The sequence below is a fragment of the Nonomuraea sp. NBC_00507 genome (genome assembly GCF_036013525.1).
Taxonomy (GTDB): Bacteria; Actinomycetota; Actinomycetes; order Streptosporangiales; family Streptosporangiaceae; genus Nonomuraea.
The window spans coordinates 1,053,823-1,074,640 of record NZ_CP107853.1 but is presented as its reverse complement, the minus strand read 5'-3'; the positions used below and the strand labels follow the sequence as shown (position 1 = coordinate 1,074,640).

Sequence of the window (20,818 nt, the reverse complement as noted above, 5' to 3'; positions counted from 1 at the left end):
CGCATAAGGCGTGAGCTAGGTGGACTTGAGATAACCTTTGCGACCATGAAGTGTTGTTTCCGGCTCCTCAAGGCACAGCTGTGACAGAAATTGACTTGGCTGTCATCGGCCTGGGCTACGTCGGCATGCCACTCGCCAAGGAGGCGGTGGGTGCCGGCCTGCGAGTCGTCGGTGTGGACGTCGACCCCGCCAAGGTGGACGCGCTCAACGCCGGCCGGTCCTACATCGATGACCTGACCGACGCCGACCTCGAGCACATGCTGGCCCACGGGTTCAGCGCCACGCTCGACGAGACCGTGCTGGCCCGGAGCAACACGATCGTCATCTGCGTGCCCACTCCGCTGGACGAGGACCACCGGCCGGACCTGTCCGCCGTGGAGGGCGCGACCAAGGCCGTCGCCCGCAACCTGAGCAAGGGCACGCTCGTCGTGCTCGAGTCCACCACCTGGCCGGGCACCACCGACGAGGTGGCCAGGCCCTTGCTGGAGAGCTCGGGGCTGGTCGCCGGCCAGGACTTTCACCTGGCCTTCTCGCCCGAGCGCATCGACCCGGGCAACGCCAAGTTCGGCCTGCGCAACACCCCCAAGGTCGTGGGCGGCTACACCGCGACCTGCCGGGACCGCGCGACCGACTTCTACGCGCAGTTCATCGAGCAGGTGGTGCCGGTCAGCGGCACCCGCGAGGCCGAGATGGCCAAGCTGCTGGAAAACACCTACCGGCACGTCAACATCGCGCTCGTCAACGAGATGGCGATCTTCTGTGACGAGCTGGGGATCGACCTGTGGGAAGCCATCGAGGCGGCGGCCACCAAGCCGTTCGGCTTCCAGAAGTTCCTGCCGGGGCCGGGCGTCGGCGGGCACTGCATCCCCGTCGACCCGTCGTACCTGTCGTACACCGTGCGCAAGCTGGGCTACCCCTTCCGGTTCGTGGAGCTGGCGCAGGAGATCAACGAGCGGATGCCGTCCTACGTGGTGGCCCGTGTCCAGCGTCTGCTGAACAGGCATAAGAAGCCCGTGAACGGCGCCAGAGTCGTTATGCTCGGCGTCACGTACAAGCCGGATATCGCCGACGAACGGGAAACCCCGGCCCTGCCGGTGGCGCGTGCGCTGCTGGAACTGGGCGCCGAGCTCTCGTTCGCGGACCCGTACGTCAAGGAGTGGTCGGTAGACGGCACCCCGGTGCCGCGTGAGGAGGACCTGGCCGAAGCCGTGGTCAACGCCGACGTGACGCTGCTCATGCAGCAGCACGCCGCGTTCGACCTCGCCATGGTCGAGGCGAAGGCCAGGCTCGTGCTGGACACCCGCGGCGTGCTCGCCGAGGGCGAACGCGTCGAGCGGCTGTAGCGACGGAGGGCTGCGCGCAGTGCACGTGCTCGTCATGACGGTGGTGCATAACCCCGAGGATGCTCGGATCCTGCATCGGCAGATCCGTGCCCTCGTGGATGCCGGTCATGAGGTCACGTATGCCGCCGCCTTCACCGCCTTCGGCGTCGTCCCGCGTCCCTGGGTCACCGGGGTGGACCTGCCGAGGGCGGCCCAGCGCAATCGGATCTCGGCGACGTGGGCCGCGCGGCGGGTGTTCAAGCGCATGCGCGACAAGGTCGACCTCGTCCTCGTCCACGACCCCGAGCTGCTGTTCGCCGTGTGGGGCATGCGCGGCAGACCGCCCGTGGTGTGGGACGTGCACGAGGACACGCCGGCCACGCTGTCGCTCAAGCCCTGGCTGCCCTCGCTGCTGCGGCCGCCGGTGCGGTTCCTGGCCCGCCTGCTGGAGGGCACGGCCGAGCGTCACCTGCACCTGATGCTGGCCGAGACGGCGTACGCGGGCCGCTTCAAGCACGCCCACCCGATCGTCCCCAACGAGACGTGGGTGCCCGACTCCGTGACGCCGCCCGGCGACGACCGGGTGGTCTACCTCGGCTGGTTGTCCAGGGCCAGGGGCGTGATCGAGGCGGTCGAGGTGGCCAAGCTGCTGCAGCCGTACCGGGTGGCCGTGGAGCTGATCGGTTACGCCGACCCGCAGAGCCGCCCCGTGCTCAACCAGGCCGTCACCGAAGGCGTGCTGGAGTGGCGCGACTTCATGCCCAACGACGAGGCGCTCAAACGGCTCGACGGGGCGCTGGCCGGGCTGTCGCTGCTGCACGACGAGCCGAACTACCGGCACTCGATGCCCACCAAGATCGTGGAGTATATGGCGCACGGCATCCCCGTCATCACCACTCCCTCGCCGCGTGCCGTGGAGCTCGTCGAGCGGTACGACAGCGGCGTCGTGGTGCCCTGGCAGGACCCCAAGGCCGTCGCCCAGGCCGTGCTGACGTTACGGGACGACGTACGCGAGCGGCGGGCGCAGGGCGCGCGCGGCTACGCGGCGGCCCGCGCCAACCATCACTGGCCCAACTCGGCGAAGCGCTTCGTGGCCCAGCTGGAGTCCTGGGCCGGGGTCAAGCGATAACGGGTTGCCGCACGTGCGCTGGCTCTTCTTCGTCGTGGGCGCAGTCGTCCTGGCCGTGGTCGCCGCTGTGGTCATCGTCCTGCCCCAGTCGTCGGACGAGCCGGCCCCCAAGGCGAGCAGCCCGGCCGCGTCCCCGCCGCCGTCGGACCAGCCGACCCCGCAGGTGAGCGAGTTCACCGACGACTGTGGAACGTTCGAGACCAAGGAGAGGGCCCCGTACGCCGTCACCGGCTACTGGATCATGCCCAAGTCCAACCCCTGCACCTGGCGCACCCAGCTGAAAGAGATCCACGACGTCGGCGGTGACACGATCATCAGGATCGGTTACGGCCTGCAGTTCCGCCCCGTGTCCGACGACGGCGAGATCCTGACCAGGGACGGCGAGCTCGACTCGCTCTACAAACCCTGCGAAGAGGACGGCCTGACCTGCCGCGACGCCGCCGAGCGGGACCTGAGGAAAGCCCACCCGGACAGCAGGATCGGCCGCACGTACGTCTACCGCACCGACGAGTCGTTCAGCGAGAACGTCTTCCGCTGCCCGGAGATGGAGCACAGCATCCAGGCGGGCAACCGCACCTACTTCCGGATCATCACCCAGCCGGACGGCTCCGACGACGCCACCTGCGACTTCTCCAGCAAGGGTCGCTCCTACGACCTCATCCTGGTGGCCGGCTCGGCCAAGGACAGCCTGACTCAGCTGCTCGACCTGGGTGACCAGTTCGGCATCCGGATCTTCCCGGCGCTGCCGCTGGCCCCACGCGACCCCAACACGCCGATCAGGGCGTACAAGCACCACCTGGGCGCGCTGACCACGCTGACGCGCCGCATCCTGCAGGACTACGGCGACCGCTTCGCCGACCGTGATTCGCTGGGCGGCGTCTACCAGCCGTTCGAGGTCCAGATGTCGGCCACGCTGGCCTCCAACCCGACGCTCGAGGTGTACGCCGACCAGCACACGATCGTCGAGCAGGAGCTGCCCGGCAAACCCATCCTGATCAGTCCCTACATGGACGCGCGCCGGCGGGTGGGCTTCGGCCAGACGCCCAAGCAGGTGGCCGAGGCGTTCAAGGAGCTGGCCAAGACCGGGGTCGGCATCATCGCCCCGCAGGACAGCCGGGGCACGGGCAAGGTGGGCCTGTTCTGGCCCGACGAGCGAGACACCGAGGTGGACGAGCGGCTGCGGCCGGTGGTCGGGGAGTCCACGTACGGGACCGCGTACCACGGGTCCACGCGCGACTACTACCGGGAGATGGCGCTGGCCCGTGAGGAGATGATCCAGGCCGGCTACCAGGTGCAGCTGTGGGCGAACGTGGAGGCGTTCGAGCCGTCGGGCGAGCAGCCCTGCACGCCTCAGGGTACGCGCGGCAAGACCGACAAGAAACGCCTGGACCAGGCGGTCACCATGGCCGGACGCTACGTGCAGAAGGTCGTCTCCTACATGTGGAGCGACTTCATGACGTGCGGGCAGCCCTCACTCGAAGAGGAGATCACCTCGGACTGGCAACGCCCGATCGCGGTGGACGCGATCAGGCGCGCGCGCGACATCCAGGATGGCGTGGAGGTCCGCGGCTACAACTTCAAGAACGGCACGATCACCATCCAGTGGTCGGGCGGGGCCAAGGACCTGGTGGTGTCCGCGGTGGGCTGGCTGGATGAGAACCCGCTCGAGGAGTTGCCCGAAGGCATGTCCACCGCCTGGGTGCCGTTCGACTGGGCCCAGGTGCCCGCCGGGGAGTGGGTCAGGATCACGGTCAAGGCCCCCTCGGGCCAGGCCGCGACCGAACCCTTACACGTGCGCATCGCGACCTGACGGACGTTTCGCGGCTCACACCTAACTACGTGTACCGTGCGGTCATGGTCCCGAGCGTCCCGGTCAGCGTCGACCTGGTCGTCCTCACCGTGCGTAACCACGCGCTGAGCGCCCTGGTGTGGCGCCGCGACAACCCGCCGTTCCTGCGGCGCTGGTCCCTGTCGGGCGGCTTCATCCAGCTGGATGAGGACCTGCCGGACGCCGCCCGCCGCATCCTCGCGGAGCGGGCGGGCCTCCCGGGCGCGCCGGTGCACCTGGAGCAGCTCCAGACCTACGGCTACCCCGACCGCGACCCTCGCCAGCGGGTCCTGAGCGTCGCCTACCTCGGCCTGGCCCCGGACCTGCCGGCCTCGGAGAAGGCGCACATGAGCTGGCAGCCGGTGGACGCCCTCACGGTCATGGCCTTCGACCACCGCCGGATCATGCTCGACGGTGTGGAGCGGGCCCGCGCGAAGCTGGAGTACACCTCGCTGGGCGCGGCCTTCTGCCCGCCCGAGTTCACGGTGGCGGACCTGCGCCGCGTCTACGAGATCGTCTGGGGCCGGCCCCTGGATCCCAGAAACTTCCACAGGAAGGTCACCAAGGCGGAGGGCTTCCTGGTGGAGACCGGGGCCAGCACGACACGCGACGGCGGCCGCCCCGCCAAGCTCTATCGCCGCGGCCCCGCCGTGCTCCTCCACCCCCCGATGCTCCGCTCGCTCAAGGAATGATCCCTAGCGCGGTGCGGGCACCACGGACAGCTCGCAGGCATAGGCGTCCGCGGGGGCCGCGAGCGCCCAGACGATCATCTCGGCGAGCGTCTCCGGCCGGATGCAGCGCTCGGGATCGTACGGCCGGCCGAAGGTCGTTCTGACCTCCCGAAGCAGCTCCGTGGCCGTCGCGGCCGGATAGACCGTGGTGACGCGTACGCCATAGGGCTCCTCCTCCTCGCGCAGCGAGTCCGCCAGCTCGCGCAGCGCGGCCTTGCTCCCGACGAACGCCGACCACCGGGGGACCCCGGTCATTCCCGGCGAGGCGTTGACGAAGACCACATGGCCTCGGGACCGCCGCAGCGCGGGCAGCGTCAGGCGTACCAGCTCGGCGGCCGACGCCACGTTCACGGCCAGCGTCCGCTCCCACGTCTCCGGGCCGGCGTCGGCGACGGCCGCGATGGGAGAGATGCCCGCGCAGTGGACCAGCGCCTGTACGTCGCGCAGCTCGCCCACGGCGGCGGCGAGCGTCCCCGGCGCGGCGAGATCGGCCTCGATCGCCGGAACATCCAACCGCCCGACGTCGCGGCCGATGGCGGTCACCTGATGACCTGCCTTCACCAGGGCGCGGACCAGCGCCGTCCCGATCCCGCCCGTGGCACCGGTCACCAGCACCTGTCCCATGCCGAAGCTCCCATCCCGGAATCCCAGTAAGATCATCGCACGGCGACCGGTTCAGCCGCGTGTGTGTCCCCAGAGGGCCGAGAGGGGAAGCAACTGGATGCCACCGCCGAGAGACACGCTCTGGTCGCCCAGGTGCAGGACCGCTCCTGAAACAAACCGCTCGCCGAGCGAGTCGCCCAGCCAGCGCAAGTGGGCGGCGTCCTTGGCGGTCGGCGAAGCGGTGGCCTTGACCTGAATACCTGCGACGCGCCCATCAAATCGCTCGAGAACGAAATCGATCTCTCGGCCATTGCGGTCTCGGAAATAGTAGATCTTGAAGGGTTCCGGTGTTGTGGAGCGGAGTTTGATGAGCTCAGTGAACGCGAAGGTCTCGACGAGACCGCCCAGCGCATTGTTGCCCGGGCGCCGCAGCGCTTCCTGGTTGACCTGGAGCACGAAGGCGGCCAGGCCTGAGTCCGTGAGAAACGACTTGGCCGTCTTGGCTGCCCTGGTCGAGAGGTTGGCCGACCAGGTAGGGACGGAGGCTGTTAGGAACACGCCGTTGAGGTAGGCGAGATAGTTTCGGACCGTATCCCTGGTCAGCTCTGTGCTCCGGGCGAGATCGGAGACCTCCGCGGTGCTGCCGGCGCGGGCGGCGAGGAGGCTGAGGAGCCGCGGTATCGACTCTCCATGCTGGATATGGGCGAACTCGCGTACATCGCGGGATATGACGGCACGTAGGTATGACTCGAACCACTCCCATCGCTCCCGCCCCGACATGCTGATCACTTCCGGGTAGCTGCCGACGCAGATGAGATCGAGGTAGTCGGCACGAGTCCACGGTGAAGGCCCTGTGCGGCGCAGCGATGCGGGGTCGGTGAACAGAAGGTCGCAGAAGTCGGATGGGCCAGAAGTGCGCTCGGCCATCGAGAAGGGCCAAAGATCCAGGAAGGCCGCGCGGCCCGCGAGGGACTCCGAGAGCTTGGGGACGGTAAGGAACTGCGCTGAGCCGGACAGGATGAATTGCCCACGGCTGCGATCCCGGTCGCTGGCCCGCTTGATGCTCAGGACCAGCGGGTCTCCGGCCCGTTGCACCTCGTCGATCAACAGCGGACGGCCGGCTTCGTCGATGAGGCTGCGTGGATCGGAGAGCGCGGCCGTCAGCTGCACAGGATCGTCCAGGGACACGAAGTCGCCGCCGTGATGGTCGCGGTAGATCTCCATGAGGGTGGTCTTGCCTGCCTGCCGAGGTCCGTTGACGATCACCACCCTGAACGCCTTCATCAGCTCCACGAGACGACGCTCGGACAGGCGCGGGATGAAGTCGTCCACGTGTGCTCCTCGGCTCGTCATTTCGACACATCGTTACTCTACAGATTGCAGGCCAATGACTCGTCAGTTTGCTCCCATATAGCTCGTCGATTCGCTGTAGAACTACGCGTCACTTCGCGACAGTGGACGACATACCTGCCGACCCTTGCTCGCCAGAAAGCCGCAACACGTGGTTGACGGGAGAGGCCTGCGTCTTCCTCGCCCCGCGCCGCCCGAGCTTCACCATCCCCATGGGACACCTTGGCGCGGTCGACGTCTTCCTCGGCCACGTGGGCTGGGCGTTCAAAGTGGGCAAAGATCGCTATGTCTACGGTGCCACGGAGAACCCACGAGCAAGCAGCAGGCCGGAACGGTAACCGACATCTTTGTCGGCGACGTCGATGTCGGCGACAAAGATGTCGGTAACTTCAGGCCTTCAGGTCAACACCACGGCGGTCATCGGGGTGTGGAGGGTCCAGCCCACCGTTTCGTACAGGGCCTGGCCGTCCGAGGTCGCCACCAGGATGCCCATCCGCGCACCCCGGGAGGCGGCCGTCGACGCCAGCGTGTGCATGATGATCGTGCCGAGGCCGCGGCGGCGGTGGCCGGCGGCCGTTTCCACCTGGTCGACCACGGCGGCCGAGCCCGCCACGGCGACCTGGCCGCGGGCCGCGACCTCGCCGGCGGCCGTCAGGAGCCGGGCCGCCGTGACGCCGGCCCTGGTGGTGATGGCCAGGGTGTAGCCGGGCGGGGCCTGCGGGGTTGCGGTGCGGGCCAAGGGGGCGGTCATCATGAACTCCCGGTCCTTGACCGTCCAGGCCGGAGGCAGGTAGGAAGCGACGGCCTCGGCGGGGGCGCAGAGTTTGAGCCAGGTGCCGGGCCTCGTCAGTGTCGTGGTCAGGTGGTGGAGGATCTCCGGGGTGGGGGCGGGGACGATGTGGCGGGCCACGTGACCGGGTAGGCCGACGTCCACGCGCAGCCCCCACGGTTCGCGTACGGGACGGGGCGCGTTGCGGGAGATGACCCAGCCGTCGACCCATGCCCAGACTGTTGGGGAATGAGCGGGTTTGAGAACCTCCGTCATAGACAACAGCCTATTGTCCGCCGGTTACCGCACGACGGGGCGTAGCAGGATAAAAAGGACACGGCGTGGCACCGCCTAGACGTGCCCGGCGGCAGGTAGGGTCCGGGTGTGCGCGTTGAGATTCATGGTCACCGAGGTGCGCGGGGTCTCTGGCCGGAGAACACCCTGCCGGGTATGAGCCGCACGATGGAGCTCGGCGTTCACGCGCTCGAGCTGGACGTGGCGCTCACCGGCGATCGGCGCCTCGTGCTCACGCACGATCTCACCGTGTCCGCGGTCACGAGCGCCGACACGAGGCCGCTGCGTGCCGGCGATCCGCTCTATCCCTACGTCGGCAAGCCGATCAACGCGCTCACGCTGGCCCAGCTGCGCATGCTCGACGTGGGCGTTCGGTGGCCACGGCATCTCGACGACCCCTTCGCGTTGACGCAGGCCGCCATGCCGGAGACCAGGATGCCGACGCTGGGCGCGGTGCTGGGGCTGGTGAACGCCTACGAGGCGGAGGGCGTACGCCTGCACGTCGAGCTCAAGTCGGATCCCACCAGACCGGAGCTGACGCCGGATCCCGAGATGTTCACCGAGCTCGTCATCGACGAGCTCGACCGGCACGGCAGGCTGGGCAACGTGGCCATCCTGAGCTTCGACTGGCGGATCGTGCGGCACGCCGCCGAGATCGCGCCGGACACGCGCCGGTTCGCGCTCATCGAGCTGGACACCCTGCACTGGCACGAGGGCGGCCTGGGAGACGACATTCCCGCCGCCGCGCGCGCGGCCGGGGCCACCACACTCTCGCCCGAGCACGTGATGGTGGACGAGGCGCTGATGGCGCAGGCGGCCGCGGCGGGACTCGACGTGGCTGTATGGACGGTCAACGAGCCCGGATTGGCCGGACGGATGCTGGATCTCGGGGTGGCGGGGATCGTGACCGACTATCCCGATCGCCTGCGGAAGGTGTGGCGGGAGCGCGGGCTCGAGCTGCCCGCGCCGGTCGGTCCGCTCAAGCCCGTAGGCGTCTGACCGCAAGCCCGTCAGCGCTCGAGCCCTCTGCAGCCCGCGCCCGGTCTCCGGAGCTACAGCCAGCCGTTCCTGCGGAAGCCGCGGTGCAGCAGCACGCAGGCGGTGACCATGAGGGCCAGCACCGCCGGGTAACCCCAGACCTGCTTGGTCTCCGGCATGAAGTCGAAGTTCATGCCGTAGACGCCGGCGATCATCGTGGGCACGGCCAGGATGGCCACCCATGACGAGATCTTGCGCATGTCCTCGTTGGCCAGCGCGTTCGAGCGGGCCAGGGCCGCCTGCAGGATCGAGCTGCACAGCTCGTTGGAGGACTCCACCTGCTCGCACACCCTGGACAGGTGGTCGCCGACGTCGCGGAAGTATTCCCGCATCTCCGACGGGATCACGCGGCGCTGGGGCAAGGCGGACAAGGGGGCCTGCAGCGGGGTGACGGCCCGCTTCATCTCCAGCATCTCCCGCTTGAGCTGATAGATCCGGTTGATGTCGCGGGAGCTGACGTCGGCGAACACGGTGGCCTCGACCTCTTCGAGCTCCATCTGCATGAGGTCGGCGACCTGGAGGTATTGGTCGACGACGTGGTCGGAGATGGCGTGCAGCACGCCGGCCGGACCCCGGTTCATCAACTTGGGCTTGTCCTCAAGGCGCTCGCGCACCACGGTCAGCGGGCAGTGCTCACCGTGCCGCACCGTCACCACGAAATCCACGCCGAGGAACACCATGATCTCGCCAGTGGCGATGATCTCGCTGTTGGCGGTCAGCTCGTCGTGGTCGAGGTAGGCGACGGTCTTCAGCACCATGAACAGCGAATCGCCATATCGCTCGACCTTGGGGCGCTGGTGCGCCTTGACGGCGTCCTCCACGGACAGCGGGTGCAGGCCGAACACCTCCGACAGCCACTCCACCTCGGGGGCTTCCGGCTCGTGCAGCCCGACCCAGACGAACGCCTTGGCGCCCTCAGTGGCCTTGTTGTGCTCGCGCACGTGCTCGAGCGCTTCCACGATGCCGGTCGCCGAGACCTTCTTGCCCTGGACGTAGGCGCCGAATTCGACGATGGAGTCGACGGGGGGCACGCAGATCTCACGCGCCGGCTTGGCGAACTGGTGCGCGGCGCGCGACGGCACGGGGTGACGGTTGATACGACGGAAAAGCGTGGACGAGCGCATGGCAGTCCCTTTCCGCCCGACATGGCACGCTCCACGCGCGATGAAAAGTCACCTCAATCAACACACATGCGTGGAGGCACGATCAGGCTGCCGGATTGGAGTGGTCGGGGGTATGCGGGGAGTACGTGGCGAAGCACGTACTGCTGGGATCACCAGGATTCATCCCGGACCACCTCCAATCGCTAGAGACGCCGTAAAGCCGCCTTAACTTACCACAGGCGACTGAACCTAACCGACGATACCGGCCCAAGCGCTCGCCGTTCAGGTAGAACTCGACAAAGATTGTCGCCTGTTCCGGCATGTGGTGTCCTGGAGGCCAGAGCCTGCGCCTGGCCGCGAGCCTGCGACAATGGAGCGTGTGCGCGTTCTAGTCATTGGTTCCGGAGGGCGTGAGCACGCCCTATGTCGTTCGCTCAAGCTCGATCCCCAGGTCAGCGAGGTCCTTTGCGCCCCGGGCAACCCGGGCATCGAGCGGTTCGCGGCCGTCTATCCCGTCGATCCCCTCGATCCGGCGCAGGTGGCCGAGCTGGCCATGCGGCTCCGGGTCGATCTCGTGGTGGTCGGACCGGAGGCCCCGCTCGTGGCCGGCGTGTCCGACGCCGTGCGCGAGGCGGGCATCGCCTGCTTCGGGCCCTCCAGCGAGGCGGCCATGATCGAGGGGTCAAAGGCCTTCGCCAAGGAGATCATGAGGGCGGCCGACGTGCCGACCGCGCGGGCCCGGGTGTGCACCACTGAAGAGGAGGCCGCGGCCGCCCTCGACGCGTTCGGGGCACCCTACGTGGTCAAGGACGACGGCCTGGCGGCCGGCAAGGGCGTGGTGGTCACCCATGACCGCGAGCAGGCGCTGGCGCACGCGCTGACCTGCGACCGGGTGGTGATCGAGGAATACCTGGACGGCCCCGAGGTGTCGCTGTTCGCGCTGTGCGACGGGAGCACCGCCGTGCCGTTGCAGCTCGCGCAGGACTTCAAGCGGCTCCACGACGGCGACGGGGGGCCCAACACGGGTGGCATGGGGGCCTACACGCCGCTCCCCTGGGCGCCGGAAGGGCTCACCGAGCAGGTCATGCGGGAGGTCGTGCATCCGACGATCGCCGAGTTGTCGCGGCGCGGACTGCCGTACCAGGGAGTGCTCTACGTGGGTCTCGCCCTGACCTCGAAGGGGCCGAAGGTGGTCGAGTTCAACGCCCGTTTCGGGGACCCGGAGACGCAGGTGCTGCTCGACCGGCTGGAGACGCCGCTGGGCGGGCTGCTGATGGCGTGCGCGACGGGCGAGCTCGGGCTGGACCCGGTGTTCAAGGAGGGCTCCGCGGTGACCGTCGTGATCGCGGCACAGAACTACCCGGTCGCGCCGGTCAAGGGCGACGTGATCACGGGGCCGCAGGAGACCGAGCACGCGTACGTGCTGCACGCCGGGACCAAGTGGGCCGACGACGACGTCGTCTCCGACGGCGGCCGGGTGCTGAACGTGGTCGGGAGTGGGCCCGACCAGGAGAGCGCGCGCGAGGCGGCCTATGACCTCGTCGGCCGGATCAAGCTGCGCGGCTCGCACTACAGGACGGACATCGCCCGATGAAGCTCGTGCACTCCGGCAAGGTCCGCGATCTCTACGAGACCGAGGACGGCCTGCTGCTGATGGTCGCCTCCGATCGGATCTCCGCCTTCGACTACGTGTTGCAGCCGGACATCCCGGACAAGGGTGCCATTCTCACGCAGATGTCGTTGTGGTGGTTCGACCAGCTCAAGGACGTTGTGCCCAACCACATCGTGGCCCGGGGCGACGACCCGCACAGCGTCTTGTGCCGGCCGCTGCGGATGGTGCCGGTGGAGTGCGTGGCGCGGGGCTACCTGACGGGCGGCGGGCTCAACGAATACCGCGCCGGCGGCACGGTCTCCGGCGTGCCCCTGCCGGACGGGCTGGAGGACGGGTCCAGGCTGCCGGAGCCGATCTTCACGCCGTCCACCAAGGCGCCCGTGGGGCAGCACGACGAGCCGATCTCGTACAAGCAGGTCGTGGCCGAGGTCGGTGCGGAGACCGCCGAGGAGCTGCGGCGGATCACGCTGGCCGTCTACACGCGTGGCGCGGAGATCGCCCGCGAGCGCGGCATCATCGTGGCCGACACCAAGATCGAGCTGGGCTGGGACGCCGATGGCGTGCTGACACTGGGCGATGAGGTGCTGACTCCGGACTCCTCGCGGTTCTGGCCGGCCGACGAGTGGCAGCCAGGTCGGACCCAACCGTCTTTTGACAAGCAATATGTACGGGATTGGCTCCTCTCACCCGAATCCGGATGGGACAAAGACTCCGGAAACCCCCCACCTCCGCTCCCCGATCACGTGATCGAGCAGACCAGGCAGCGATACCTAGAAGCATATGAGCGGCTCACGGGGACTCCCTTTAGCGGATGATTCGGCTGGGTCATGTGGTGTTAGCGACTACTGTTGGCCCGATCAAGCCTCACCATTGATTTCAAGGAGCCGCACGAATGGTCCGTTACCGCGTGCGCGGTGGCAACGCACTGCGCGGAACCGCGTTCATCCAGGGCGCGAAGAACGCCGTGCTACCCATGATCGGTGCGGCTCTGCTCGCCGCGAAGGGCCGCACCGTCCTGCGCAACGTGCCGATCATCGAGGACGTCCGCCGCGCCGTGGAGCTGGCCGAGACCATCGGCGCGTATGTCGAGCTGCACGAGTCAGAGCGCACGCTGGTCATCGACGCCTCCAAGCTGGACAGCCCGGTGCTGCCCGCCGAGATCGCCAGGCGTTTCCGCGGCTCGGTCCTGTTCACCCCCGCGCTGCTGCACCGGCTGGGTGAGGCGATCATCGAGGGAGTCGGCGGCTGCAATCTCGGCAGCCGCAACCTCGACTTCCACTACCTCGGTTACAAGCGGCTGGGCGCGATCGTGGACGAGGGCGAGACGGTCATCCACGTCAAGGTGTCCGGAATGACCGGCGCCACCCTCTACCTCGACACCCCGTCCCACACCGGCACGGAAAACCTCATCATGGCCGCCGCCCTGGCCAAGGGCACGACCGTGATCGAGAACGCGGCGCTGGAGCCCGAGGTGCTCGACGTCATCGACATGCTCACCAAAATGGGCGCGCGCATCAGCGGCGGCGGCACCGGGTTCATCACCGTGGAGGGCGTGGACGAGCTGCACGCCGTCGAGCACACGGTGATGCCCGACAGGCTGGACGCGGGCGTGTTCGCGATGGCTGCGGCGATCACCGGGGGTGAGCTGAGCCTGGTGGGCACCGGCCTCGACCTGGGCGTGGTGCGCTACAAGCTGGAGCAGATGGGCGTCGAGTTCGCCCGGCAGGGCGCGGTGCTGCACGTGCGGTCCGAGGGCAAGTTGCGGCCCATCAACATCATCACCGACACCTACCCGGGCTTCGCCACGGACCTGCAGTCGCCGATGATGACGGTCGCGGCGCTGGCCGACGGCACCAGCTACATCCACGAGCGCATCTTCGACGGCCGGTTCGCGCTGGCCGGCGAGCTCAACAAAATGGGGGCGAACGTCGAGGTCGACGGCAGCCGGGCCGTCGTGCGCGGCTGCACGCCGCTGACCGGCACCCGGGTGACGGCGCACGACTTGCGCTCGGGCATCGCGCTCGTGCTCGCGGGCCTCGCGGCCGAGGGCGAGACGGTGATCGACTCGGGATACCTGATCGATCGCGGTCACGCACATCTCGCCGCACGAATGCGTGCGCTCGGCGCGGACATTACACGAGAGATTTCCGAACACTAAAAATCGCGCGTAAAACCTCGTTGAGCTGCTGAGACCTCTAGTCGGGCGGTCATCCTGAACGGCTTTCCGGAAAAGTCGGGCGTGACATTTCGGCCCCCGCGAGCGATCGTTCCAAAAGAGAGCACTGCAACGGATGGCAGGATGGGACGAACATTGGTCGAGAGGGCCGAAGAAACTCCCCGAGTGTCACGCCCGGGCGCAATGACACCGGACCTCACCATTGGCGTGGTCGGACCCCACGACCTGGTGGAGCGGGTCATGCTGATGGGTCACGCCGCGGCGCCGTTGCCGTGTCGCCTAGTGGCGGCCGCCTACCGCGACGAGCAGGAGGCGCCGGACAAAGTGACGCGGCTCGGTCCCGGCGTCGACGCATGCCTGTTCGCCAGCCCGGTCCCTTATGACCTGGCCAGGCGTTCCGGTGTGCTGACGATGCCCGCGACGTACGTTCAACTCGGTGGAGCAGCATTGGTGGCGGCGTTGGCCAAGGCCGCGCTCGACACCCGCATGGACCCTCAGCGGGTCAGCATCGACGTGGTGAGCCGGGCCGATGTCGAGGAGGCGTACACCGACCTCGGCATTCCCGCCACGGACGTGCACAGCCGCGACGAGCCGGGCGCCACCGGCACGATCGCGGCCTATCACGAACGCCTGGCCCGGCAGGGCGCGACCACGGGGGCCTTGACGTGCCTGCCCGCCGTGGCCGAGCGGCTGCAGGCAGCAGGCGTGCCGGTCATCAGGATCAGGCCGACCTCCGCGGCGGTGCGCACGGCGCTGCACACGGCGGCGCTGCTCGGCGCGCACCACCGGCTGGAGGAGTCGCAACTGACCGTGGTGCTGGTGGAGGTGCCGACGCTGCGCGAACCTGTGCGCCGCGCCGCGCCCCGCTACTGGCGCGACGAGCTGCGACTGTCCTTGCACCGGCTCCTGGTCCAGGAGGCGAACCGGATCAACGCCACCGTCTGGCCCATCGACGATCACAGCTACCTGGTCACCGCGACCAGGGGGTCGATCGCGGCGGCGACGGACGGATTCAGGGTGTTGCCGTTCGCGGCCAGGATCAGAGACGAGCTGGGGCTGGCGGTCGAGGTCGGCGTGGGCATGGGGCGGACGACGCACGACGCGGAGTCACATGCGCGGGCTGCGCTGGCGCGGACGCAGGCCGGCAAACAGGCACAGGGGTTCGCGGTGGACCGCGAGGGGCGGGCGCTCATCCCGGCCCCGCGCATGCCGCCGACCGGATCCACCGCACTCAAGCCGAAGGGGGTGGAGGTACTGGCCCGGCTGGCGGCCAAGCTGGAAGGCGGCGACACGGTGGTCGACGCGGAAGGGGCGGGGAAGATGCTCGGTGTCACGCCTCGCACGGCTCGGCGGTTGCTGCGCACGTTGGTTGACGAGGGACTCGCGTGGCCGCTACCGCCCAACCGCACGCCGCAACCGGGTCGTCCGAGGCAGTTGTATCGGCTCATCGTGGAGAAGCTCGGTCCGCGATGATGTCCGGTCGCCTGTCTTGAGGCCCGCTGGCCCGTCGTCCATATCCGTGGACGGCGGGCCTCATGTTCTGCTGCCGCATTTCCGGTGGCGGGCTCGTGTTCGCCACCCCGTTTCCGGTGGCTGGCCTCGTGTTCCGCCGCCCCGGTCTCCGGTGGCGGGCCTCATGATTCATGCCAGCCCGCCGTCCCACGCGCGGGCCTTTGGCCCGCCATCAACACCATTTGTTACGGCGAGCCAACGCAGCGCCAACCGCCGTACGGGGCTGGGCTCTGTCCAGGGAGACGCTGCTGACCCGTTCACCGGCGGGCCGCCGCTACGGCGGCTACCGGGCCGGTTACGGGGTGAAATTGACGGGCCCTGTCAGTCTGGGAACTTGGTCATTGACTCTTGTGAACTTGTTGGTTGACCCGCGTCGATGAGGGTATGTTCTCGGACGCCCCCGATCGACAGGATTCGGACGGGGGCACCAATCTTTTCCGGCATGCCCTTGCGCGCCAGAGTGGGCGCTGCGCGGGGCTGTGGGGGTGCTGGGCGGGCCGATCGGCGGGGCGTAATGCCGCGATTAGCAGCCGCAAACTATTCCGCGTACGGGGGCCGTCAGCGTGTCCACCTCGCGGCGCGTGATTCCGGAGGCGGTCTCCACCGGGAAGCCCTCTCTGGCCCAATACTCAAAGCCCCCGAGCATCTCCTTTACCTCGTAGCCGAGCTTGGCGAATTCCAGGGCCGCGCGGGTGGCGCCGTTGCAGCCTGGGCCCCAGCAATATGTCACCACCAGGCTGCTCTTCGGGATCAGTGCGGCGGCTCGGGTGGCGATCTCGGCGGTGGGGAGGTGGACGGCGCCCTCGATGTGGCCCTGGTCCCAGCTCTCCTGGCTGCGGGAGTCGACCACGACGAAGTCGGGGGTCGCAGCCGCCAGGTCGGCGGCCACGTCGGCGACGTCGGTCTCGAAGGTCAGGCGGGCGGTGAAGTGGGCTACGGCGGCGGACATGTGGCTCCTTTCGGGTCTGAAGGGAGCCTGCCAGGTGCGTGAGCGCCCCGACAGTGGCGCGAATGCCGCCTGTCGCTAATATCGTGCCAGAGTCCAGAGTCCGATACTCGCGGGCATTTTGTCGGTGTCCCCCGGTAAGGTCATGAGCCATGACTGTGAACACACCTGACAGCCGGGCTCCTCTCCTGGTCTGGGGCGCCTTGGCGATCGTCTATGTGGTGTGGGGTTCGACGTATCTGGGGATCGGCATCGCGATCGAGTCGATACCGCCCATGCTCAGCGGGGCCCTGCGGTTCATCACCGCCGCCGCCCTGCTTGCCGGTTTCCTGCTGGTGCGGTCGGGGCCGACGGTCTTCAGGATGTCGCGCAGGCAGTTCCTCGGCGCAGCTCTCGTGGGCGTGCTGCTCCTGACCCTGGGCAACGGGATGCTGGCGGTGGCCGAGCAGTACATCTCCACGGGGCTGGCAGCGCTCCTGGTGGCCTCGGTGCCGCTGTGGCTGGTCGTGTTCAGGTTCGCCGTGCGCGACCGCCCCAAGGCGCTCACGCTCGCGGGCGTGCTGGTCGGGCTCGGCGGGGTCGGGGCACTGTCGCTGACCGGCGCCGAGGGCGGCAGTGGCGCCGGGATCGTGGTGGTGCTGCTCGCCTCAGTGTCATGGGCCGTGGGCTCGTTCCTGTCGAGCAGGATCCAGATGCCCGCCAACGCGCTCGCCACCAGCGCGGTCGAGATGGTCGTGGGCGGCGCCGGACTGCTGGTGCTCGGCACCGGGCTCGGCGAGCGGCTCGATCTGTCTGCCGTCACCACCAGATCCTGGCTGGCGCTGGCCTACCTGATCGTGGTGGGGTCTTTGATCGGGTTCACCGCGTTCTCTTGGCTGCTCGGCAACGCCCCCATCTCGCTGGTGTCCACTTACGCGTACGTCAACCCGGCCGTCGCCGTCGCGCTGGGCGCGCTCGTACTGCACGAGCCGATCACGACCCAGGTGATCCTCGGCGGGCTGGTCATCCTGGCCGGCGTGGCACTGGTGATCTCAACCGAGCGGAAGGGAACGAAGCGCGTCCTCGAAGACCTCGACGGTGGCGGCGACGTCCGCCTCGGTGTGAGCGGTGGACAGGAACCACAGCCCTCGCGGCACCATGTTGATCCCGCGGTCGAGCAGCGCGGCGTGTAGGCGGGCCATCATGGCGCGGTCGGTCCTGGCGAAGTCGCGGTAGTTCCGCACCGCGGGCGCGTCGGTGAAGTACGTCTGGAAAACCGGCCCGGGCCCGTCCACCAGCATCGGGACACCCACCTCGGCCGCGGCCTCGCGCAGTCCGGTCATGAGCTGCCGGCCTCGGGCGTAGAGGGTGCCATAGACCTCCTCACGCCGCTCGTCGAGGATGCGCAGGGTGGCCTCGGCGGCGGCGATGCCGACGGGCTGGGAGTTGAACGTCCCCGCATGCGCGACCTTGCCCGAGGAGATGGCGTCCATCACGAACGCCCGCCCTGCCAACGCGGACACCTGCATGCCGCCCGCCATCGCCTTGCCGAAGACCGACAGATCGGGACTGACTCCGAGATACTCCTGGGCACCGCCGGGAGCGAGCCGGAAACCGGTGATGATCTCGTCGAAGATCAGCAGGCTGCCGTGGCGGTCGCACAGCTCGCGCACTCCCTGGAGGTAGCCGGGAGCCGGCTCGATGGCGCCGGTGTTGCAGAGCACCGGCTCGGCGACGACGGCGGCGATCTGTCCCGCGTGCTCGTCCATGAGACGGCTGAGCGCGTCCAGATCGTTCCAGGGGCAGATCACCAGGTCGGCGGCGGGCGGCTGGCCCGCGGTGCCGGGGACGGCGCGGGGGTGGTCCTGCGGTCCCGCGTCGTCCAGCGACGGGTGCACGCTGTAGAGGACCGGGTCGAGCCAGCCGTGGTAGTGGCCCTCGAACTTGAGGATCTTGGGACGTCCCGTGAAGCCGCGCGCCAGGCGCCACGCGGCGTGCGCGGCCTCGGAGCCGACGGTGTTGAAGCGGACCCGCTCCGCCGAAGGCACCATCGCGCACAACCGCTCGGCGACGCGGGCCTCCGCCGCGTGCTGGGCAGAGTAGACGATGCCGCGGGCCACCTGCGCGGTGACGGCCTCCACCACGGCCGGCGGGCAGTGGCCCAGTAGCGCGGGGCCCTGACCGAGCACATAGTCGATGTAGGCGTTGCCGTCGACGTCCCAGAGCCTGGCTCCTGACGCCCTGTCCACGTAGAGCGGCACCCCCGCGGTACGGCGCGCGTCGCTGGAGACGCCGCCTGCGATGTAACGCTGGGCAGTGGTGTAGAGGTCGCGGCTGAGGTCCAGAGTCCGGGTCATGCCGACCATAAAACGGGGACACCTCGCCCGGCGACAAGAAAGAGAGCAAGAAGCAGGTCGTAAGCGCAAATTTCGGTGCTTGTGGAGGTCGGTGGGCCTTGATGGGCTTACGGACATGTTTCTTGGACGTATTCGGCGTACCCCCTCCAGCCCTGTCGAGCTGGTGGCCCGGCGCACGGCCGGCGAGCTGGTGAGCCTGGCCGACCTCGGCCCGGACCTCGGATCGGATCCAGTCGCGGCCCTGGACTCGTACGGGCTCGACCGCCTGACCGACCTGGTGGCCGACCGCGACGGCCCCACGCTGGACGAGGACGCCGTGCTCTTCGAGCCGCCCGTGGCCACCTGCACGAAGATCTGCTGTCTGGCGCTGAACTACCAGGAGCACGCGGACGAGAGCGGCCTGGAGGTTCCGCCGGAGCCGGTGTTGTTCTTCAAGCCGCCGTCCGCGCTCGTGGGCCACAACCACCCGGTGCTCGCCCCTGCCCGTACCCGTCATCTGGAGCACGAAGTCGAGCTGGCCGTGGTCATCGGCATGGTGACCAGGGACCTGCCGGCCGAACGGTGGCGCGAGGCCGTCGCCGGATACACCGTGATCAACGATATGACGGCGCGCGACCTGCAACTGGCCAACATCGCCCGCAACGTGCCGTGGGACCAGTCCAAGGGGTTCGACACCTTCGCGCCTGCGGGGCCGTACCTGGCGACGGTGGACGAAGTGCCCGATCCACAGGCGCTGGAGCTGACCTTGGAAGTGGACGGCGAAGTCAGGCAGCGGGCCAATACCAGGCAGATGGTCTTCGGCCTCCCCCGGCTCATCGCCGACCTGTCCGACGGGATGACGCTGATGCCAGGCGACCTCATCGCGACCGGCACCATCGCCGGGATCGCCCCGCTCGAAGACGGCGACACCATGCGGGCGACGGTGGAGGGAATCGGAACGCTGGTAAATACGGTCAAATTTCGGTCCGCCTAAAGTAGAGACATGACCTACGCTGTGGCTGCTCTGGTGGACATCGACGACTTCATGGTCTCCGAGCAGGCTCGCGGGCGGTCATGGGCACAGCGTCAGCTCCGGCACGCCGACCAGGCGGTGCGCGCGGCCACCAGCGGCCGCCCGGGGGCGACCTGCCGCGCACAGCCGCCCGAGGAGTGGCTCGTCCTGCTGACGGGAGCCGATCCCGACGCGCTGATGTCCGACGCGACCGCGCTGGCGGAGGAAGTACGCGCCAGGATCGTCCGCGAGACGGCGTGCACCGCCACCGTCAGCCTGGGCTCGCCCAGCGTGGGCTCGATCGCGACCGAGCGGGACGCCCGGCGGGTCAACGGCTACAAGCTCGTGCTCGGCGGCGACCGGGTGATCGAGCCGCAGGCCGGTGGCAGAGTGGCCGCGATATCCGTCGATGGGCCACCCGTACGGATCGAGCGGGAGCTGACCAGGCGTGTCCGCGCGGGCGACAGCAACGGCGCGGCAGGGCTGCTTGCGAGCTGGGTCAACAGGTGCGCTCGCGACGCCGACCCCCAGACTCTGCGCGACTGGCTCATCGGGCAGCTGCTGTTCGTCGTGGACGTGGCCAACCGTGCCAGGCTGGCCGACGGTTCGACCGACTGGGTCGTGACGTGCGCCCGGCTGCCCATCGAGGACATCGTCGCGGTCGGCGATATCCACGAGCGCTCCTACCTGCACATGTGGCTGCGCGAGACGCTCGGGCGGCTGATGCCCGAGCCGCCACGCAGAGATGTGCTCGCGCTGGCGGAAGCGTACCTGGCCGAGAACTACACCGACCCGAGGCTGCGCCTGGCGACGGTGGCGCAGGCGGTGGGCGCGAGCCCGTTCTACATCTCGCACCTGTTCGCGGAGGAGCGCCGCACCACGTTCCTGCGCCACCTGACGGGCCTGCGTCTGCGGCATGCGCGCCGGCTGCTGTCCACCACCACCCTGCCGGTCGACGTGATCGCCGCGCACACGGGCTACCCGAGCGCCAAGGCGCTGCGGAGCGCGTTCAGCCGCCACGTCGGCTGCTCTCCCACCGAGTACCGCCGGGCGGGATTCCGGCCCGGATCGTGACCAG

17 protein-coding genes and 1 pseudogene are annotated in these 20,818 nt (G+C 68.7%); 12 read left to right on the top strand and 6 right to left on the bottom strand.

What is annotated here, in order from left to right; genetic code table 11:
- Window positions 1-80: 80 nt before the first annotated feature.
- Genes OHA25_RS05565 through OHA25_RS05550 form a run of 4 tightly spaced genes read left to right on the top strand, consistent with a single transcriptional unit; the run spans window position 81 to window position 4,971 of the window.
- Window positions 81-1,343: a nucleotide sugar dehydrogenase gene (locus OHA25_RS05565; protein ID WP_305914158.1), complete on the top strand. Its 1,263-nt coding sequence runs from the start codon at window positions 81-83 to the stop codon at window positions 1,341-1,343.
- A 19-nt stretch (window positions 1,344-1,362) separates the two neighbouring features.
- Window positions 1,363-2,451 (top strand): glycosyltransferase, encoded by a 1,089-nt coding sequence (locus OHA25_RS05560; RefSeq protein WP_305914159.1) that lies wholly within the window; start codon window positions 1,363-1,365, stop codon window positions 2,449-2,451.
- Window positions 2,452-2,464: 13 nt separating this feature from the next.
- Window positions 2,465-4,261: a DUF4434 domain-containing protein gene (locus tag OHA25_RS05555; RefSeq protein WP_327586528.1), complete on the top strand. Its 1,797-nt coding sequence runs from the start codon at window positions 2,465-2,467 to the stop codon at window positions 4,259-4,261.
- A gap of 44 nt (window positions 4,262-4,305) precedes the next feature.
- On the top strand, window positions 4,306-4,971 hold the full coding sequence (locus OHA25_RS05550) for an NUDIX hydrolase (protein ID WP_327586527.1): 666 nt from the start codon (window positions 4,306-4,308) through the stop codon (window positions 4,969-4,971).
- Window positions 4,972-4,974: 3 nt separating this feature from the next.
- Here OHA25_RS05550 and OHA25_RS05545 read toward each other — a convergent pair whose 3' ends face one another.
- From OHA25_RS05545 to OHA25_RS05535, 3 genes are all read right to left on the bottom strand, one after another.
- Window positions 4,975-5,634 carry an SDR family NAD(P)-dependent oxidoreductase gene (locus OHA25_RS05545; RefSeq protein ID WP_327586526.1) on the bottom strand — a complete coding sequence of 220 codons (660 nt, stop codon included), beginning with the start codon at window positions 5,632-5,634 and terminating at the stop codon, window positions 4,975-4,977.
- A gap of 51 nt (window positions 5,635-5,685) precedes the next feature.
- A complete protein-coding gene (locus tag OHA25_RS05540; RefSeq protein ID WP_327586525.1) occupies window positions 5,686-6,945 on the bottom strand; it encodes an ATP-binding protein in 1,260 nt (419 codons plus the stop codon).
- A 415-nt stretch (window positions 6,946-7,360) separates the two neighbouring features.
- Complete coding sequence (locus OHA25_RS05535; RefSeq protein WP_327586524.1) at window positions 7,361-8,008, bottom strand: GNAT family N-acetyltransferase; 648 nt, start codon at window positions 8,006-8,008, stop codon at window positions 7,361-7,363.
- 108 nt (window positions 8,009-8,116) lie between these two features.
- Between OHA25_RS05535 and OHA25_RS05530 the strand changes: the two genes are divergently transcribed.
- Window positions 8,117-9,025, top strand: coding sequence for a glycerophosphodiester phosphodiesterase family protein (locus tag OHA25_RS05530; RefSeq protein ID WP_327586523.1), 909 nt, complete (start codon window positions 8,117-8,119; stop codon window positions 9,023-9,025).
- A 53-nt stretch (window positions 9,026-9,078) separates the two neighbouring features.
- On the opposite strand, the gene corA is transcribed toward OHA25_RS05530, so the two are convergent.
- Window positions 9,079-10,146 carry a magnesium/cobalt transporter CorA gene (gene corA / locus OHA25_RS05525; protein WP_327586522.1) on the bottom strand — a complete coding sequence of 356 codons (1,068 nt, stop codon included), beginning with the start codon at window positions 10,144-10,146 and terminating at the stop codon, window positions 9,079-9,081.
- Window positions 10,147-10,546: 400 nt separating this feature from the next.
- On the opposite strand from corA, the gene purD reads away from it, so the two are divergent.
- From purD to OHA25_RS05505, 4 genes are all read left to right on the top strand, one after another.
- Window positions 10,547-11,761 (top strand): phosphoribosylamine--glycine ligase, encoded by a 1,215-nt coding sequence (purD, locus tag OHA25_RS05520; RefSeq protein ID WP_327586521.1) that lies wholly within the window; start codon window positions 10,547-10,549, stop codon window positions 11,759-11,761.
- The gene (locus OHA25_RS05515) at window positions 11,758-12,594 is read left to right on the top strand and encodes a phosphoribosylaminoimidazolesuccinocarboxamide synthase (RefSeq protein ID WP_327586520.1); all 837 of its coding nucleotides are present in this window, start codon (window positions 11,758-11,760) and stop codon (window positions 12,592-12,594) included. The genes purD and OHA25_RS05515 overlap by 4 nt, the downstream gene beginning before the upstream one ends.
- 77 nt (window positions 12,595-12,671) lie before the next feature.
- Window positions 12,672-13,937: a UDP-N-acetylglucosamine 1-carboxyvinyltransferase gene (murA, locus tag OHA25_RS05510; protein WP_327586519.1), complete on the top strand. Its 1,266-nt coding sequence runs from the start codon at window positions 12,672-12,674 to the stop codon at window positions 13,935-13,937.
- 201 nt (window positions 13,938-14,138) lie between these two features.
- A complete protein-coding gene (locus tag OHA25_RS05505) occupies window positions 14,139-15,428 on the top strand; it encodes a GTP cyclohydrolase IIa (RefSeq protein WP_305914182.1) in 1,290 nt (429 codons plus the stop codon).
- Between the two features lie 562 nt (window positions 15,429-15,990).
- Here the strand turns inward: OHA25_RS05505 and OHA25_RS05500 are convergent.
- Window positions 15,991-16,416: a rhodanese-like domain-containing protein gene (locus OHA25_RS05500; protein WP_327586518.1), complete on the bottom strand. Its 426-nt coding sequence runs from the start codon at window positions 16,414-16,416 to the stop codon at window positions 15,991-15,993.
- 149 nt (window positions 16,417-16,565) lie between these two features.
- Here OHA25_RS05500 and OHA25_RS05495 point away from each other — a divergent pair, with 149 nt between their 5' ends.
- Entirely contained in the window at window positions 16,566-17,585 is a 1,020-nt protein-coding gene (locus OHA25_RS05495; protein ID WP_327586517.1) for an EamA family transporter, read from the top strand.
- Here OHA25_RS05495 and OHA25_RS05490 read toward each other — a convergent pair.
- Window positions 17,520-18,749, bottom strand: a pseudogene (locus OHA25_RS05490) (aspartate aminotransferase family protein); the annotation flags it as partial. The gene OHA25_RS05495 and the pseudogene OHA25_RS05490 overlap by 66 nt on opposite strands.
- 115 nt (window positions 18,750-18,864) lie before the next feature.
- On the opposite strand from OHA25_RS05490, the gene OHA25_RS05485 reads away from it, so the two are divergent.
- Window positions 18,865-19,722, top strand: coding sequence for a fumarylacetoacetate hydrolase family protein (locus OHA25_RS05485; protein WP_327586516.1), 858 nt, complete (start codon window positions 18,865-18,867; stop codon window positions 19,720-19,722).
- Between the two features lie 9 nt (window positions 19,723-19,731).
- Entirely contained in the window at window positions 19,732-20,814 is a 1,083-nt protein-coding gene (locus OHA25_RS05480; RefSeq protein WP_327586515.1) for an AraC family transcriptional regulator, read from the top strand.
- The last annotated feature ends 4 nt before the right edge of the window (window positions 20,815-20,818 follow it).

Bases quoted from the DNA above. Each gene is read 5' to 3' on its own strand.
- murA (WP_327586519.1), top strand. From the start codon at position 12,672: ATGGTCCGTTACCGCGTGCGCGGTGGCAACGCACTGCGCGGAACCGCG.
- OHA25_RS05515 (WP_327586520.1), top strand. From the start codon at position 11,758: ATGAAGCTCGTGCACTCCGGCAAGGTCCGCGATCTCTACGAGACCGAG.
- OHA25_RS05545 (WP_327586526.1), bottom strand. From the start codon at position 5,634: ATGGGACAGGTGCTGGTGACCGGTGCCACGGGCGGGATCGGGACGGCG.
- OHA25_RS05505 (WP_305914182.1), top strand. From the start codon at position 14,139: ATGACACCGGACCTCACCATTGGCGTGGTCGGACCCCACGACCTGGTG.
- OHA25_RS05480 (WP_327586515.1), top strand. From the start codon at position 19,732: ATGACCTACGCTGTGGCTGCTCTGGTGGACATCGACGACTTCATGGTC.
- OHA25_RS05500 (WP_327586518.1), bottom strand. From the start codon at position 16,416: ATGTCCGCCGCCGTAGCCCACTTCACCGCCCGCCTGACCTTCGAGACC.
- OHA25_RS05535 (WP_327586524.1), bottom strand. From the start codon at position 8,008: ATGACGGAGGTTCTCAAACCCGCTCATTCCCCAACAGTCTGGGCATGG.
- OHA25_RS05550 (WP_327586527.1), top strand. From the start codon at position 4,306: ATGGTCCCGAGCGTCCCGGTCAGCGTCGACCTGGTCGTCCTCACCGTG.
- OHA25_RS05495 (WP_327586517.1), top strand. From the start codon at position 16,566: ATGACTGTGAACACACCTGACAGCCGGGCTCCTCTCCTGGTCTGGGGC.
- OHA25_RS05485 (WP_327586516.1), top strand. From the start codon at position 18,865: ATGTTTCTTGGACGTATTCGGCGTACCCCCTCCAGCCCTGTCGAGCTG.